Raw genomic sequence first — 15,612 nt, 5'->3', positions numbered from 1 at the left:
TTGGTCGCACCTGTTCGGATGTGTGAGGGCTTGATGCTGGAGATCGCAGACAACGGCCGTACATGGCTCCTCTCGGGGCCGGCCAGCAGTTACGCCGTCCACCTCACCGAGGACGACGAACTGCTGCACCTGCACTGGGGCCCCCGGATAGCGCTCGCCGACGCCGAGGCACTCGCCGTCCGCCCGCTGCCCGACTACTGGCCCTTCGAGTCCCCGCTCGACGGGCGCGAGGAGTACCCCGTGGAGGGCGGTCCCCGCTTCGTGCGGCCCGCACTGTCCGTGCGGGGTGACGAGCGGCGCGGTACCGAGTGGCGCTTCGAGGCGTATGAGGCGGAGGGCGACCACCTCCGGCTGGGCTTCCGGGACGGCGGGCTCGCGATCACGCTGCACTACCGGATCCGGCACGACGTCGTGGAACGCTGGGTGACCCTCGACAACGAGGGGCCCGCCCTGGAGTTGCTGCGCGCCGACCCCGCGACCTGGACGCTGCCCGATCGCGAGGAGTGGCGGCTGTCCCAGCTGCACGGCCGCTGGGCCGCCGAGTCCCGGCTGACCGCCTCGCCGCTCACCTACGGTGAGAAGATCATCGGCAGCCGCCGCGGCCACACCGGACACCAGCACCTGCCCTGGGTCGCCCTCGACACCGACGCCACCGAGGAAAGCGGCGAGGTCTACGGCTGCGCTCTGGGCTGGTCGGGTTCCTGGCGGATCGCGGTGGCGCAACTCCCGGACGCGCGCGTGCAGATCACCGGTGGCCCCGGTTACGACGACTCCGGGCTGCTGCGCCTGGAGTCGGACGAGTCGTACACGACTCCTGTCTTCGCCGGTCTGTGGAGCGACGGCGGCTTCGGCGGCGCGAGCCGCGCCTGGCACGCCTACCAGCGCGCGTACGTCATCCCCGACGCCGACCGGGACCGGCCGGTGCTGTTCAACTCCTGGGAGGCCACCGAGTTCGACATCTCCGAGGAGCAGCAGGGCACCCTGGCGCGGCGCGCCGCGGCGATCGGCGTCGAGCTGTTCGTGGTCGACGACGGCTGGTTCGGCAAGCGCACCAGCGACCGCGCGGGACTCGGCGACTGGACGGTCAACCGGGACCGCTTCCCGAACGGCCTCAAGCCCCTCGCGGACTATGTGCACGCCCTCGGGATGCAGTTCGGCATCTGGGTCGAGCCCGAGATGGTCAACCCGGACAGCGAGCTCTACCGCGCCCACCCCGACTGGGTGCAGTTCCAACCGGGACGGAAGCGGACGGAATTCCGCAACCAGCTCGTACTGAACCTGGCCAGGGAAGACGTCCAGGAATACCTCTGGGAGCAGCTCGACGCGCTCCTCTCCAGCGCCCCGATCGACTATGTGAAGTGGGACTTCAACCGCTGCTTCACCGACGCGGGCTGGCCCGGCGAGCCCTACCCGCAGCGCCTGTGGGTCGATCATGTCCGTGCCCTGTACGCCCTGTTGGACCGGCTGCGGGCGGCCCACCCGAATGTCGCCTTCGAGTCCTGCTCGGGCGGCGGCGGCCGCATCGACCTCGGGATCATCAGCCGTACGGACCAGGTGTGGACCTCCGACAACACCGACCCGCTCGACCGGCTCGCCATCCAGCACGGCTTCAGCCAGATCCACCCCGCGCGGGTCATGGCCGCCTGGGTCACCGACAGCCCGAACACCCAGCTCAACGGCCGGATCAGCTCGCTGCGCTTCCGGTTCGTGAGCTCCATGGCCGGTGTGCTCGGGGTCGGCGGCGACCTCACCCGGTGGACCGAGGAGGAGCTCGCCGAGGCCGGCGAATGGGTGGCGCTCTACAAGGAGATCCGGCCGCTGGTGCAGCACGGCGACCTCTACCGGCTCCGGCCGCCGCGGGGCGGGCTGAGCGCGGTGCAGTACGTGCGCGGGGACGAGGCGGTCGTCCTCGCCTGGCTCCAGGCGCAGAGCCACGGCGAGCCCGTGCCGGCGCTGCGACTGCGGGGTCTCGACCCGACAGCCTCGTATGAATGCCCCGAAACAGGCGAAATCCACAGCGGTGCCGTATTGCTGCATCACGGACTGCGCACCGGATTGCGCGGTGACCTCGACGCGGCAGTTTTCCGTCTGCGGCGCATCTGAGCCTTCTGTCCGGATTGGCGCTCCTTCGGCCCCTTCATTCCAACTCGCTCCCGAATAGGGGATCCTGGAGCAGGGGTACGTGAGGAGCGTCATATCCGTGACGGTGCGTGGCGCGTCATGTCCACGTAATTCAGGTGCTTTACAAGGGCGTTTGACGGAGATGATCATCCGGGAATTCACGCAGGGTCACCGGGTTTTCTCTCACGGGATCAATAGAAACGCATTCTCGGGGAACCAGCACTTGTTCCTTTGCGTCCTGGTCGCTTACGTTCGCCACCAATCCGGACGGACGCCCAATCCTGCCGCCGCCCGGTGCCCGCAGAACTCACCCGTGAACGGCAGGAGCGGGGGACCCACAGGTACAACCGCCTGTTCCGGTCTCCGGAACGGCTAGGGGTAAAGCCGCGTCGTATGCGTGGCCGGGCATCTCCAGCCCGAACCCGACAGCTCACCTCGCAGGCGCCGGAGAGGAATTCGTCATGCCCGCGAAGGGTAAGCACCGCCGTCCGAAGCCCCAGCGCTTCACCCGCTCCATCGCCGTCGCCGGAACCGGTGGCGCCGCACTCGCTCTCCCGCTCATGGGGGCCACCGGCGCCCATGCCGTCACCACGCAGTCCGCTCCCCAGACGGTTTCGAAAAAGGCCGTCCAGTCCCTTCCGGTCGCCGAGAAGAAGACGGCCCAGAAGAGCGCCGCCGAAAATGCGGGCGTGCGGACCTATTCGGTGCGGACCGGCGACTACCTCTCGAAGATCGCCGACGAGCAGCATGTCGCCGGCGGCTGGCACAGGCTCTACTCGGACAACCGACGGGCCGTCGGCGACAACCCGTCGCTGATCCACCCGGGCCTGAAACTGACGATCGGCAGGAAGGCCGCGACGGACACCACCGAGTCGTCGCCCTCGTCCGCCTCCAAGACGTCCTCGTCAGCGGCCGAGGCGACTGCCACCAAGGCCTCCGAGTCCGCCCCCACCGGCTTCACCCTCCCGGTGATCGGCGGCACCATCGGCACCGGCTACCACGTGGCCGGCAGCATGTGGTCCAGCGGGTACCACACGGGCGTCGACTTCGTCGTCCCGACCGGCACCTCCATCAAGTCCGTGGGCGCGGGCACCGTCGTCTCCGCGGGCTGGGGCGGCGCCTACGGCAACCAGGTCGTCGTCAGGCTCGCCGACGGCTACTACGCCCAGTACGGCCACATGTCCCAGATCTCCGTCTCGGCCGGCCAGACCGTGGCGGAGGGCCAGCAGCTCGGCCTCTCCGGCGCGACCGGCAATGTGACCGGCCCGCACCTGCACTTCGAGATCCGTACCACGCCCGACTACGGCTCCGACGTGGACCCGGTCGCCTACCTCCGCTCGAAGGGCGTCGGCGTCGGCTGACCTCCCCTCGGAACCACCTGCCTGACACGCCGCCGAAGGCCGGACCTCGATCCCCGGGTCCGGCCTTCGACGGTCTGGTTCGGACAGAGGCTCGAAGGGCCGTACGTCATCCAGTACACGGCGACGCCCGTCTCGGAAGGCGGCGCGAACGACCGCGTGTCCGACCTCGACAACATCTGGAACGCCACCGACGTCCGCTCCCCGGACGACCTCTTCGCCACCCACCGCGGCGGGGCGCCGGCCGAGTACGACTGCCTCAGGACGTACTACGTGTGCTACGGCGCCAACACGAACACCACGACCCGGCTGCGCCGTCACGTCGGGGAGCCCGGGGTCCGCCCGCTGATCCACGACTACACGGAGCCGCTCCTGGTCGCGAGCCGTACACAAGGGGCCACTTCGCCTTCCGGACCACATGGAGCCATTTCCGCATCGCCGACTTCAGGGTCTGGCGGCCCGCCCCACAACATCGCTGACGCGTCAACATCTCTGGTCGGAGGGTTATTCCGAGCTTGGTGAACACTTTAGAAGTGGCCTATCTCACCGCGCGTCAACCCTTTCCTACGGTCGCGTAGGTCACATTCAAAGGTGAATCATGGTCGATGTGGCAGACGATTCGAAGAGTGACAGCAGATCAGAGATCGGGTCGTACGTTGCGGTGGGGGACAGCTTCACCGAGGGCGTCGGCGACCCCGGCCCCGACGGGGCGTTCGTCGGTTGGGCCGACCGGTTCGCGGTGCTTCTCGCCGACCGGCGACCCGAGGGCGACTTCAGATACACGAACCTCGCCGTGCGCGGCAAACTGCTCGACCAGATAGTGGAGGACCAGGTTCCGCAGGCCGTCGAACTGACGCCGGACCTGGTCTCCTTCTGTGCGGGCGGCAACGACATCATCCGTCCCGGCACCGACCCCGACGAGGTCGCCGAGCGCTTCGAGCGGGCGGTGGCCCGGCTCACCGAAATCGCCGGCACGGTCATGGTGACCACCGGCTTCGACACCCGTGGCGTCCCCGTGCTCAAGCACCTGCGCGGCAAGATCGCCACCTACAACGGTCATGTCCGGGCCATCGCCGACCGGTACGGCTGTCCCGTGCTCGACCTGTGGTCCCTGAAGACCGTTCAGGACCGCAGGGCGTGGGACGGCGACCGCCTCCATCTCTCACCCGAGGGGCACACGCGCGTGGCGCTGCGCGCCGGACAGGTCCTCGGCCTCGAGGTGCCGGCCGACCCCGACCAGCCCTGGCCGCCGCTCCCGCCGCGCGGCACCCTCGAGGTACGACGGGACGACGTGCAATGGGCGCGCGAGTACCTGGTGCCGTGGATCGGCCGCCGGTTGCGCGGCGAGTCGTCCGGGGACCACGTCACGGCGAAGGGCGCACTGTCGCCGGACGACATCAAGATGCGGATCGCCTCGGTGGCCTGACGGGCGCCTGAAACCGTGCTGGGCGGGGCGCTCGTGATGGCTTGACAGCGGCCCTCGCTGCGGCGGGCGGTGAAGCGGTCCGGTGGCACGAGCCCCGCCGAGTGCGGGGGCTCAGTGCTCCGAAGCCGTCAACGCCGCCCGCTCCAGCCCCAGTTCACGGGCCAGCGCGTCGTCCACCCACTCCTGCGCCCGCGCCCGCGGCACGGCACCCGCGTACGAAGTCAGCTGCACGGCGAGCCCGTCGAGCAGGGCGGTCAGCCGCAGGGCCGCGCCATGCGGGTCCGGGCAGTCGAACTCGCCCGCGGCCACGCCCTCCGTGACGACCTCGGCGATCGCCGCCTTCCACTGCTTGTCGAGGTCGCGCGTGACCTCCTGCAGCGCGGGCTCGCGCAGCGCCGCCGCCCAGCCCTCGATCCACAGCCGCCAGCCCTTGGCCTGGCCCGTGGGTGCGTACCAGCGCACCGCCGACCGCAGTCGCCGCAGCGCCGTCGTACGGCGGCCGAGAAGCTTGCGCAGATGCGCGAGGTCGTCCTCGGCCGCGAAGGTGAACGCGGCGGCGACCAGCTTCTCCTTGGTGGAGAAGTGGTACAGCACCAGCGCGTTGCTCACGCCGAGCGCTGAGGCGACGTCGGCGATCCGGACCGCCGCCACACCCCGCGCCTCGATCTGCCCGATGGCGGCCCGCAGCAACTCCTCGCGCCGCTCGGCCACACTCAACCGCACTCTCGCCACGAGGTCACCCTATTCCGTCGCCGCTGGAGACGCCGGGGAGAGGCCAGCGCTTGGCGGGTTCGAGAGGGTGCGCCGTACGGCCGTACGCCTGCTGGTACTTTTCCGGGCGGCCGGGTTGTCCGGCACACGTGCTCGGACCGTCGTCACCGGTACCAGCCGAAGCGTTCCGCTATCACCGGCAGCCGGTCCGCGACGATGGCGTGCGCGGCCGCCCGCGGGCTCGTCCCGTCGGCCTCCGCGCGGGCCAGCATCTGCTCGGTCAGGGCGCGCATCGAGCGGCGGGTGTGGGCGAACGCCTCCTGGGCGTCCGGGCCGATGTCGCCGAACAGGGTCCACCACCACCAGGCGTTGGTCCCGGAGTTGACGACCACGTCCGGCAGTACGGTCACCCCGCGCGCGGCCAGCAGCTCCTCCGCCTCGGGCAGTACGGGCATGTTGGCCGCCTCGACGATCCAGCGGGCGGTGATCCGCTCCTGGTCGGCGGTGTCGACCGCGTACGAGACCGCCGCGGGCACGAGCACCTCGGCCTCCGCCGACAGCCAGGCGTCGCCGGGCAGTTCACGGTCGCCGGGGCGCAGGGCCGCACGGTCCACGGTGCCGTACGCGTCCCGCGCGGCGAGCAGCGCCTCGACGTCGAGGCCGGCCGGGTTGGCGATGGTGCCCTTGATGTCGGCGACGGCGACGACGGTGAGCCCCGCGCGCGCGAGGAAACGCGCCGTCGCCCCACCCATCGTGCCCAGCCCCTGTACGGCGACCCGGGTTCCGGCATACGCCACCCCGGCCCGGTCCAGAGCCGCGAGCGCCGACTCGGCGACCCCGCACCCGCCGACCAGCTCGTCAAGACCGATGCCGTCCACCTCGATCGCGAACGCGTCCGCGAGCCGCCGTCGCGCCTCCGCCTCGTCGTCGAGCAGGGGATACACGGCCTGGATCGACGACACCAGCCCCGCCTCGGCCACCGCCCGGTCCACCAGGTCCTGGCTGAGACCGAGGTCCTCCCCGGTGGTCCAGAAGTTTTCGACGTACGGCTTCATGGCCCGCAGGTAACGCACCAGGAGCGCGTACGCCCCCGGGTCCTGGGGATCGCAGTCGATGCCCCCCTTGGCGCCGCCCAGAGGGATGTAGCGACCCTCGGGGTTGTAGTGCAGCGCCTCCTTCATGGTCATCCCGCGCGCGAGCCCGGCGACCTCGTCCAGGCTGCAGCCCGCGCGCATGCGCAGCCCGCCGCTGGAGACGCCGCGCACCAGCCGGTCGACGACCAGGAAGCCCTGGCGGCCGGTGAGGTGGTCGGTCCAGGTGACCGACATCAGGGGGGCGGTCATGCGATCTCCTCGCGGATGGTCATCAGGGCGGCGGCGGATGACGAAGGCCCCCCTTTACTGAATAGGCAGTCAGTATCGGAATGGGAGGTACACCCTGTCAACGGGCGGATCGATCACCTCGGCGCCGCCGGGGCCACGGGAATGGACACCGCCGGTCGGCCGTTCACCGAGGGGTGGACAATCTTTGGGCTTTCCTTGGAATGGGCCCGCGGCGACCCGCACGACCGAGGTGTTGTCGGAGGAGCCGACCATAATGGAATGCCTCATCGACTCCAGCTGGAGGTACCGTGTCCGGTTTCCGTTCCCTGAGCTCCGGGCTCCGCGCGCTGCAGCCCGCGGGCTTCGGCGCGGACCCGAGCGGTGAGCGCCTCGCGCGCATCCGCAGATCACCGCACTTCAAGGACGGGGTCTTCCAGAATCCCGGAGGCACCGCACGGATCCGGCCCTCCGGCTCGACGCTGGACTTCGCAAAGGTCTTCTTCGACAAGGACGAGCGCCCCCGGCGCGCCCCCGAGGGCACGATCCCGGTGCACCCCACGACACTCGCCGACATCGCGAAGCCTCCCGCCACCGGACTGCGGCTGACCTGGATGGGCCACTCCAGCGTGCTCGCCGAGATCGACGGACAGCGGGTGCTCTTCGACCCCGTGTGGGGCGAGCGCTGCTCCCCGTTCTCCTTCGTCGGCCCCAAGCGCCTGCACCCGGCACCGCTGCCGATCGCCGCACTCGGCCCGGTCGACGTCGTCGTCATCTCGCACGACCACTACGACCACCTGGACCTGCCCACCATCGAGGCACTGGCCGACAGGGACACGCTCTTCGCCGTCCCCCTCGGCGTCGGCGCCCACCTCGAACACTGGGGCGTCTCCGCCGACCGGCTGCGCGAGCTGGACTGGCACGAGGCGACCAAGGTCGGCGGCCTCACCCTGACCGCCACCCCGGCCCGCCACTTCTGCGGCCGCGGCCTGCGCAACACCCAGCACACCCTGTGGGCCTCCTGGTCCGTCGCCGGGGACGAGCACCGGATCTTCCACAGCGGCGACACCGGCTACTTCGAGGGCTTCAAGGACATCGGCGCCGAGCACGGACCCTTCGACGCCACGATGATCCAGATCGGCGCGTACTCCGACTTCTGGCCCAAGAACCACACGGATTCCACGCCGGTGCCGGGTGCGTGGCCGGACATTCACATGAGCCCTGTCCAGGGCGTCCAATCGCACCTTGACCTGCAGCAAGGCGAGCCTGGCGGGGTACTGCTGCCGATCCATTGGGGGACGTTCAACCTGGCCTTCCATCCGTGGGCCGAGCCCGGTGAGTGGACCAAGGCCGCTGCTGATGCGGTGGGGCAGGCGGTTGCCCTTCCTGTGCCCGGGCAGCCGTTCGAGCCGGCCGGGGTGCTGCCCGTCGAGCCGTGGTGGCGGGGTGTGGGGTACGTACCGGACCATGAGTGGCCCGTCCCCGCGCTCGCCTCGAAGCCGACTCGTGAGGATCTCGATCTTGTGGGCGAGGTCTGAATCATGGACGAGCCGAGGTGCGTGACGGATGCCTTGGCTGTTATGTCGGAAGCTGAGCGGCTTCAAGCGTGGCTGTTTCGAGGCGCCGTGTTCCGGCCGCAGCCCAGCCGGGCGAGGTCGGCGTTGCCGAACGGGACGGCGTAGCCGGAGGGGAGTCGGTGGAGGGTCTGGTCGGCACGATGCCCTGCGGCCGGTGTCATCCTCTGGGCGGTGCGGATGCGGATCGCAAGGAATTCGCCAAGATTTCTCAAAATCGACCCACAGGGATCTATTAGGTAAGCCTTGCCTCATCTAGTTTCGAGGGGTACCTCTCCGCTCTTCCAACTGGAGTCCCCCTAATGTCCAGTGCCCAGGTAGCCCTGCTGGGTGCCATCGCAGGGTTCACCATCTACCTCGGCCTGCCCCTCGGTCGACTGCGCAACCCGAGCCCCCGGCTGCGCGCAGGTCTGAACGCCGTCGCCATCGGCATCCTGATCTTCCTGGTCTGGGACGTCCTCACGCACGCCTGGGAGCCGGTCGACGAGGCGCTGGGCAAGCACGACTGGGGAACCGTGGCCTCCGGGGGCCTCACCCTCGCCGTGGGCCTCGGGATCGGGCTGATGGGCCTGGTGTACTACGACGGCTGGATCGCCCGCCGTGCGGTCTCCGCAGCGCGGAACGTCGGCCCCGGCGCTGCCGCCTCCGCCGAGCTGGCCCCCAGGGCCAGGAGCAAGGCCGGCTCGCTCGCGCTGATGATCGCCACCGGCATCGGCCTGCACAACTTCGCCGAGGGCCTGGCCATCGGCAACTCCGCCGCCAAGGGCGAACTCTCCCTCGCCGTACTCCTCATCATCGGCTTCGGTCTGCACAACGCCACCGAAGGGTTCGGCATCGTCGCCCCGCTGGCCGCCGAGGGTGAACGCCCCTCATGGGCCACGCTGCTGCTGCTCGGATTGATCGGCGGCGGTCCGACCTTCCTCGGCACCGTGGTGGGCCAGCACGTGGTCGACGACACCGTGTCGATCGCCTTCCTGGGGTTGGCCGCGGGGTCGATCCTCTACGTGGTCATCGAGCTGCTGGCCGTTGCCCGCAAGGCCGCGCTGAAGACCCTGACCACCTGGTGCGTCCTGCTGGGCCTCGTCCTCGGCTTCGCCACCGACGCCGTCGTCACCGCCGCCGGAGCCTGAAGCTCCCGTACCGCCTGCCGACAGCTGCCCGCGAGAGGAGTCGCGGGCAGCTGACGTGCGTGTTCCCTGGGAAGTGCGTGCGGGTGGCTGAGACGACGGGGCATGTGCGGTTCTTGCGAGGAGGCGTGACGGCGGGCAGCGGTGTCTGGAGATCCTCAACGGCTGGGGTTGCGAAGCACATCCCCTTGGACGCGCCGTTGGCGCCGCGCCGAGCGGGCAGACGGCCACCTGTGATGGTGTCAGCCTGGCGGGGGGCCTCGCGGGCGCGGGTCACGGCGTGCTTGCGGCGGGCACCGCCGGAGCCCTTGGAGGCCAGGGCCTGCCGACCGCCTGAAGTCAACGCCCGCCGCCGGCGGTTCGCCGACGTCCGCGTCAGCCTGAACGTCAGTCGGGGTGGCGTACAGCAGCCATTACGACCAGGCGCCGACCGTCTGCAGCAGGAGGTGGAGGTCGTGTGCTGCCTCGGCGGTGGTGATTGTCGCAGCGGTCAGAACGGCCGCGGTTGCTGCGGTGAGGGCCGGGTGGCGTCCCAGGGGCGGGGCGAGGAGCGCGGCGACGCGGCGGGGTACCGGGCCGGGGCCCGCGAAGCGGCCGCGGTGGCCGAGGATGCCGAGGGCGGCGCCGGTGACGCGGATGCGGGCCGGGGTGCGGCGGGCGGCGAGGGCGGCCTTGCCGACGGTGCGGGCGACCCGGGTGCGGTCGCCGGTGGCGGTGGCCGCGTTCTCGTCGGCCCAGCGTTCGATGGTGTACGTGACGGCGGTGGCGAGCGGGCGCAGGAGCGGGTTGGCGGCGGCGCCGAGCTGGGCCACGGCGACGAAGGCGTAGTGGTGGGCCGTCAGATGGGCGCGCTCATGGACGAGCAGGATGTCGTGCTCGGTCTCGTGCAGGGTGTGCAGCATGCCGGTGGACACGACGACCCGGCCGGGCAGTCCGGGGAGTGCGTAGGCGTCGGGGGCTTCGTCCTCCATGACGACCAGGCCGTCGCGCGCGGGCATGCACGCCGCGTCCATCGCCGCGGCGGCCAGCGTGCGGGCGCGACGCCAGAGCATGCGGACGGCCGCGAGCACCGCACCGCCCAGCAGTAGTCCTGCGACGAGAGCGATGGAGAGCTCGGTCGGGCTGTCGCGCTGCGCGCTGTGGGACGACCAGTGCCCGAGGTCGGCGAGCTGCGGGACGCGGATCAGGCCGGTGGCGGCCAGCAGGCCCAGGGAGATCATGCTCGCGGTCCCCAGCACCAGCGACGAGGCGGTGAGCAGCCAGGTGGCCAGGCGGGGCTCGCACCGCTGGGACAGCAGCCGTGCCCTGAGCGGGGCGAGGAGCGAGAGCAGCAGCGGCACGTAGACGGCGATGCGCATCCGGCGGCCCCTGTCAGTCGGCGTCGGCTTCGGAGCCGAGCAGTTGGCGCAGGAGATCTGCGTCGCGGTCGGAGAGTTCGTCGGCGAAGCGGGCGAGTACGGCGTCGCGGTCGGGTCGTTCCTCCAGGAGGGTGCGCATCCGGCGGGCGGCGAAGCCTGCGTCGTCGGTGACCGGGGCGTACGCGTACGCCCGACCGCGGGCGCTGCGGGTGAGGAGGCCCTTGGTGTGCATGCGGGTGAGGATCGTGACCACGCTGCTGTACGTCAGCTCGCCGCCGAGGCGCTCGGTCACCTCCCCCGGGGTGAGCGGTCCGTCGGCTTGCTGGAGGAGGGCGAGGATCTCGTTCTCCCGGACGCCGTTGGCCCGTTTCGGGCCGCGTGCGTGTGCGTTGTCGCTCACAGCGTCGTCGTTCCTTTCGCTACCCGCCGACCGTGTATCTTCTACACACGTGTAAAACATCTATGCGGGTGTAAAAGTTCCGCTGGCCGAGTGTGCCATGCCGCCTGCCCCGTCCTCCAGAAGCTCCCGCCCGTCAGGGAGTCGTGGAGGGGGTGACCGAGTTCCTGCCGGTCTCCTCCACCGGACATCTGAAGATCACCGAGGGGCTGATGGACATCCCGGTCGACGGCACCTCCGTGGTCGGCTTCTCGGCCGTGATCCAGGTCGGCGCGATCGCCGCCGTGCTCCTGTACTTCTTCAAGGGCATCGTGCGGATCGTCTCCGCCTGGGGCCGGGGTCTGCGCAACAAGGAGGAGCGCCACCACCACGACTACAAGTTCGCCTGGTGGGTCATCTACGCCACGATCCCCATCGTCGTGGTGGGCCTGGCCGCCAAGAAGCTCGTCGAGGGGCCGCTCGGTTCACTGTGGGTGGTGGCCGCTTCCCTGATCGTCGGGTCCGGTGTGATGTGGGCGGCGGACCAGATGGGCCGGCACAAACGCGGTGAGGACGACACCACGTTCAAGGACGCGATGCTGGTGGGCAGTGCGCAGATCCTCGCCCTGCTCTTCCCGGGCTTCTCCCGCTCCGGCACCACCATGTCCACGGCCCTGATCCTGGATCTGGACCGTGTGGCCGCCACCCGCCTGTCGTTCTTCCTCGGCATCCCGGCCCTGACCGGCGCCGCCCTGTACGAGCTGAAGGACGCCGTGGGCGCAGGGGTCGGTGTCGCGCCGCCGGCCGTGGGTACCGCAGTCTCCTTCGTGGTCGCCTACGCCTCCGTCGCCTGGCTGCTGAAGTTCGTGGCGAAGCATTCCTTCAACGCGTTCGTGGTCTACCGGATCGTCGTCGGGGCGGGACTACTGGGCCTGCTGGCCACCGGGGCGCTGAATGCATGACGGGGATCCACCCGTCCGTACGATGCTCCACAAACCGCTGTTCGGCACCCTCGTCGACCATGGCGTTGCCCGCTCAGTGCTGCTCGGTCGGCTCAGCGCCAGTGCTCTGTCGCGCGGCCGCGGAGGTCGTCCCGGTCCGGCGAGTAGCCGTACGGCCACTCGCCGGACCGGCGGTGATCACCGCCCTCGCCGTCCTGCCAGGACCTCCGGGGCCCGCGGTGGGGCGGCTCCTGGATTCGGTCCACGCGGAAACGGACTGAGGGGCGGGGGTGCCCGTCCCGCGGTCGGATCACCCTGTCCCGCAGTCAGGTCGGCATCTCTCGCGGTCGAATCAGCCCCTCCCGCGGTCAGACCGGCCTGTCCCGCAGGCCGATCCGCCCGTCCTGCGGTCAGGATCCGCCCGGCCGGTGGCCAGGGGTCAGCCCGCCCCTACGGGCAGGGGATCAGAGGGCCTCAACTCCCTTGCCCGTCACGGCCACCAGTGTCTTCCGAAGGTGTTCCTCGCCGGAGGCGATCTCCAGGACGGCACGGGCGACCCCGGCGGCGTCGAGCGGCACCGGGAAGCGGTCCTTCAGATAAGCCTCCGCCGACTGGCCGCTCCCGGCACCGTACGCGGCGGCCGCGGCCTCACCGATCGTGGTGCCCACCAGCAACTGGTCCGGGACCAGGGCGACGAACCGGATGCCGAGTCCACGGGCGTCGGCAGCGGACTGGAGGTACGCGGCCAGGAACATTTGCGTCCGCTTGGCGCCCGCATAGCCGCCCGACAGCGGTGAGCCGCCGAGCCCCGCCCCGCTCGACACGATCACCACCATCGAGTCCGCCCGCAGCGGGCGTGTCAGTGCGGCCCGGCCCACCTCGAAGGCGATCTTGACATCGACGTTCCACGGCGCCGAGAACGACTCCCAGCTCTGCTCCCCGATGGGCGCCATCCGCGGACGAGTCCCCGCGGTGACCACGACGAGATCCGGGTCGGCCTCGTCGAGGAGCGCGGCGACCTGCGCGGGACCCGTGGCGTCCCGCTCGTGGCCGGTGGCCAGGACCTCGACTCCGGCGGCGGTGAGGGCATCGGCGGTGGCGCGGCCCACGCCGCTGCCGGCGCCGATGACGAGGGCGTTGCGGATGCTCATGGTGGTCCTCCGTGAAGAGTCGAAGCCGCGGACCGGCGCTCGCGCGCCACCGGGCTCGTGAAATCGGCAGTGATGCCGTCCATACGTGTCACTGGCTGCCGTACTCGTCGTGACGGCGCCACCACATGCCGGTCTCATTGCGGCCGAGCGGGGCGCGGTCGAGCCACTGGTACATGCCCCACAGGCCGTCGACGCCGCGCTCGTACGCCGAGTAGGTGTGGTGGACCACCCCGTCCTCGCGCGCGAACGCGCTCATGCCCGGTCCCTCGCGCCGGTACGTGTCCCAGTCCGTTCCCATGCTCGCCGCGAACTCGGCGAGCTGGACGCCCACTTCACCGGACGGCAGCCGGAAGTCCCTGTTCTCACGGTAGTTGTACGTGACGGCGCCCGCGCGCCACTCCTCCTCGGTATGGGCCACCCCGAAGTCGTAGTTGAAGTCGCTGCCGTACGACGACGCCCAGGGGAAGTTCCAGCCCATCCGCCGCTTGTACGCCTGCAGTTTCGCAAGCGGTGCCCGCGACACCGCGCAGAGCGTGACGTCGTGATGCGCGAGGTGGACGACGGAGCCGTCGAAACCGTCCGCGATCGCCGAGCAGGACCGGCATCCCGCCTTGTATTCGGGCCCGAACATGAAGTGGTAGACGAGGAGTTGGGAGCGCCCGGCGAAGAGGTCGTCCAGGGACGCCGAGCCCGCTTCGGTCTCGAAGCGGTACTCCTTGTCGACACGGACCCACGGCAATTCCTGCCGCCGCCGCGCCAGTTCGTCGCCACGCCGGGTCAGCTCCTTCTCGGCTTCGAGCAGGTCCAGCCTGGCCGCGAGCCACTCCTCATGGGTTCCTGTCTTGTGGTCGGTCATGGTCTCTCACCTTCTCGTGCTTCTTGTCGCTTCTTCTTGTTCATCGGATGTGTGCGGTCCGCGCCGCCGATGACGTCTCACATCGATGGCATGAGACCGGGAACGGACGAGGGCGCGGCGAGAATCAGGAGTCCGAGTCCGACGATCGCCAGCGCCGACGGCACGTCGAGGGCGGCTCGCGCGGGCAGCAGCTTCTGCGCGAGGACGAGGACGGTGATCAGGGACATCCAGGTGAGGCTCATGACGCCCAGCGCGAGCAGCATCAGCATCAGCCCCATGCACGAGCCGACGCAGGAGAGCCCGAACGCCGGCCCGGAGCGGACGCCCTCGTGGCAGTGCCGCCGGAAGTGCCGCTTGAGCGGGGTGAGTTCGTAGGCGCCTGCCGCGATCACCACCACGCCGGCGGTGAACGACCCGTGCGGCCGGTACACCGCGTACCCGGCGACCCCGACAAGGGCCCAGACGGCGAGATACGCCCCGACGAACAGCGGCACGGCGGCCGATCCGCGACCGCCGTGGGCGTGCCGCAGGGCCGCCGGTGTGGCGCCCGGCAGCATCATCGCCGCCATCATCGGAACCCACAGGGCGGCGAAGGAGCCGAAGGAACCGAGCCGGGTCGCCACGCCCATGTCCATCGCCCCGTTCATCTGCCGGACCGCGACGGCCCAGGACACGGCGGTGAGCCCGAGCATCGCCACGGCGGTGAGCCCGAGCGTCGCCGTCAGCGCAACCGCAGTCGCGGGCGTCCGGGTCCTCGCCACGCCGCCGACATCTGCGTCGGCTCGGCCCGCCGGCTCAGGACTTGTCACGCTGCGCCGCCGAGAAGTCCGCCAACTGCAGCTCCAGGGCCTTGGCCACGCCTGAGCGCCAGCCCTCGGCCAGCGACTGGGACGCGAGGTCGGGGAAAATGTCCTCCTCGTCCTTCTCCACCCCGTCGAAGACGGCCCGCGCGACGGACTCAGCGGACGCCTTCGGGGCGTCGATACCCCTGCTCATCTCGGTGTCCACCGGGCCGGTCAGCACGGCGTGCACACGCACACCCTGTTCCGCCAGCAGGGTGCGCAGCGACTGTGTCAGGGAGAACGCGGCCGCCTTGGAGACCGAGTAGGACGCAATCAGCGGGAAGGGAGCGAGGCTGTTGATCGACAGGTTGTTGACGATCGCTCCCTTGGAGCGGAGCAGCAGCGGGAGGAACGCCCCCAACGTCGCTTCCTTGCCGGGTGATCCTTTAGGATCCGGGGCTTGTGGCTCGTGATCATGTGGTGGGGGATGGCTTCCCGGAGCGGATACGGAT

General features: G+C 70.3%; 14 protein-coding genes, 1 pseudogene and 1 riboswitch. Of the genes and pseudogenes, 7 read left to right on the top strand and 8 right to left on the bottom strand.

What is annotated here, in order from left to right; genetic code table 11:
• Positions 1-33 precede the first annotated feature (33 nt).
• The 4 genes and pseudogenes from AB0N07_RS26025 (at position 34) to AB0N07_RS26010 (ending at position 4,905) form a co-directional block, all read left to right on the top strand.
• Complete coding sequence (locus tag AB0N07_RS26025) at positions 34-2,103, top strand: alpha-galactosidase (protein WP_365838972.1); 2,070 nt, start codon at positions 34-36, stop codon at positions 2,101-2,103.
• 307 nt (positions 2,104-2,410) lie between these two features.
• Positions 2,411-2,578: riboswitch (cyclic di-AMP (ydaO/yuaA leader) on the top strand.
• A 4-nt stretch (positions 2,579-2,582) separates the two neighbouring features.
• A complete protein-coding gene (locus AB0N07_RS26020) occupies positions 2,583-3,482 on the top strand; it encodes a peptidoglycan DD-metalloendopeptidase family protein (protein ID WP_365838970.1) in 900 nt (299 codons plus the stop codon).
• A gap of 66 nt (positions 3,483-3,548) precedes the next feature.
• A pseudogene (locus AB0N07_RS26015) lies at positions 3,549-3,958 on the top strand (DUF6250 domain-containing protein); the annotation flags it as partial.
• A gap of 119 nt (positions 3,959-4,077) precedes the next feature.
• On the top strand, positions 4,078-4,905 hold the full coding sequence (locus AB0N07_RS26010; protein ID WP_365838968.1) for an SGNH/GDSL hydrolase family protein: 828 nt from the start codon (positions 4,078-4,080) through the stop codon (positions 4,903-4,905).
• Positions 4,906-5,016: 111 nt separating this feature from the next.
• Here AB0N07_RS26010 and AB0N07_RS26005 read toward each other — a convergent pair whose 3' ends face one another.
• On the bottom strand, positions 5,017-5,637 hold the full coding sequence (locus AB0N07_RS26005) for a TetR family transcriptional regulator C-terminal domain-containing protein (protein WP_365838966.1): 621 nt from the start codon (positions 5,635-5,637) through the stop codon (positions 5,017-5,019).
• Positions 5,638-5,780: 143 nt separating this feature from the next.
• A complete protein-coding gene (locus tag AB0N07_RS26000) occupies positions 5,781-6,959 on the bottom strand; it encodes a Glu/Leu/Phe/Val dehydrogenase dimerization domain-containing protein (RefSeq protein WP_365838964.1) in 1,179 nt (392 codons plus the stop codon).
• Between the two features lie 287 nt (positions 6,960-7,246).
• On the opposite strand from AB0N07_RS26000, the gene AB0N07_RS25995 reads away from it, so the two are divergent.
• The gene (locus AB0N07_RS25995; RefSeq protein ID WP_365838962.1) at positions 7,247-8,473 is read left to right on the top strand and encodes an MBL fold metallo-hydrolase; all 1,227 of its coding nucleotides are present in this window, start codon (positions 7,247-7,249) and stop codon (positions 8,471-8,473) included.
• Between the two features lie 338 nt (positions 8,474-8,811).
• Positions 8,812-9,639 (top strand): ZIP family metal transporter, encoded by an 828-nt coding sequence (locus tag AB0N07_RS25990; protein WP_365838960.1) that lies wholly within the window; start codon positions 8,812-8,814, stop codon positions 9,637-9,639.
• Between the two features lie 410 nt (positions 9,640-10,049).
• On the opposite strand, the gene AB0N07_RS25985 is transcribed toward AB0N07_RS25990, so the two are convergent.
• The gene (locus AB0N07_RS25985; protein WP_365838958.1) at positions 10,050-10,994 is read right to left on the bottom strand and encodes a M56 family metallopeptidase; all 945 of its coding nucleotides are present in this window, start codon (positions 10,992-10,994) and stop codon (positions 10,050-10,052) included.
• Between the two features lie 13 nt (positions 10,995-11,007).
• Complete coding sequence (locus tag AB0N07_RS25980) at positions 11,008-11,394, bottom strand: BlaI/MecI/CopY family transcriptional regulator (RefSeq protein ID WP_365838956.1); 387 nt, start codon at positions 11,392-11,394, stop codon at positions 11,008-11,010.
• Positions 11,395-11,498: 104 nt separating this feature from the next.
• On the opposite strand from AB0N07_RS25980, the gene AB0N07_RS25975 reads away from it, so the two are divergent.
• Positions 11,499-12,332 carry an undecaprenyl-diphosphate phosphatase gene (locus AB0N07_RS25975; RefSeq protein WP_365839069.1) on the top strand — a complete coding sequence of 278 codons (834 nt, stop codon included), beginning with the start codon at positions 11,499-11,501 and terminating at the stop codon, positions 12,330-12,332.
• A gap of 443 nt (positions 12,333-12,775) precedes the next feature.
• Here the strand turns inward: AB0N07_RS25975 and AB0N07_RS25970 are convergent, their stop codons facing one another.
• The 4 genes from AB0N07_RS25970 to AB0N07_RS25955 form a co-directional block, all read right to left on the bottom strand.
• Positions 12,776-13,462 carry an SDR family oxidoreductase gene (locus AB0N07_RS25970; protein WP_365838954.1) on the bottom strand — a complete coding sequence of 229 codons (687 nt, stop codon included), beginning with the start codon at positions 13,460-13,462 and terminating at the stop codon, positions 12,776-12,778.
• An 88-nt stretch (positions 13,463-13,550) separates the two neighbouring features.
• Entirely contained in the window at positions 13,551-14,318 is a 768-nt protein-coding gene (locus AB0N07_RS25965) for a DUF899 domain-containing protein (protein WP_365838952.1), read from the bottom strand.
• Positions 14,319-14,395: 77 nt separating this feature from the next.
• The gene (locus tag AB0N07_RS25960) at positions 14,396-15,079 is read right to left on the bottom strand and encodes a DUF2182 domain-containing protein (RefSeq protein WP_365838950.1); all 684 of its coding nucleotides are present in this window, start codon (positions 15,077-15,079) and stop codon (positions 14,396-14,398) included.
• A gap of 34 nt (positions 15,080-15,113) precedes the next feature.
• The gene (locus AB0N07_RS25955; RefSeq protein WP_365838948.1) at positions 15,114-15,521 is read right to left on the bottom strand and encodes an SDR family NAD(P)-dependent oxidoreductase; all 408 of its coding nucleotides are present in this window, start codon (positions 15,519-15,521) and stop codon (positions 15,114-15,116) included.
• Positions 15,522-15,612 lie beyond the last annotated feature (91 nt).

The sequence above is a fragment of the Streptomyces sp. NPDC051172 genome, from assembly GCF_040682555.1.
Classification (GTDB): Bacteria; Actinomycetota; Actinomycetes; order Streptomycetales; family Streptomycetaceae; genus Streptomyces.
This window is presented reverse-complemented; position numbering and strand designations above follow the sequence as displayed.

Bases quoted from the DNA above. Each gene is read 5' to 3' on its own strand.
- AB0N07_RS26025 (WP_365838972.1), top strand. From the start codon at position 34: ATGCTGGAGATCGCAGACAACGGCCGTACATGGCTCCTCTCGGGGCCG.
- AB0N07_RS26020 (WP_365838970.1), top strand. From the start codon at position 2,583: ATGCCCGCGAAGGGTAAGCACCGCCGTCCGAAGCCCCAGCGCTTCACC.
- AB0N07_RS26010 (WP_365838968.1), top strand. From the start codon at position 4,078: ATGGTCGATGTGGCAGACGATTCGAAGAGTGACAGCAGATCAGAGATC.
- AB0N07_RS26000 (WP_365838964.1), bottom strand. From the start codon at position 6,959: ATGACCGCCCCCCTGATGTCGGTCACCTGGACCGACCACCTCACCGGC.
- AB0N07_RS25990 (WP_365838960.1), top strand. From the start codon at position 8,812: ATGTCCAGTGCCCAGGTAGCCCTGCTGGGTGCCATCGCAGGGTTCACC.
- AB0N07_RS25985 (WP_365838958.1), bottom strand. From the start codon at position 10,994: ATGCGCATCGCCGTCTACGTGCCGCTGCTGCTCTCGCTCCTCGCCCCG.
- AB0N07_RS25970 (WP_365838954.1), bottom strand. From the start codon at position 13,462: ATGAGCATCCGCAACGCCCTCGTCATCGGCGCCGGCAGCGGCGTGGGC.
- AB0N07_RS25965 (WP_365838952.1), bottom strand. From the start codon at position 14,318: ATGACCGACCACAAGACAGGAACCCATGAGGAGTGGCTCGCGGCCAGG.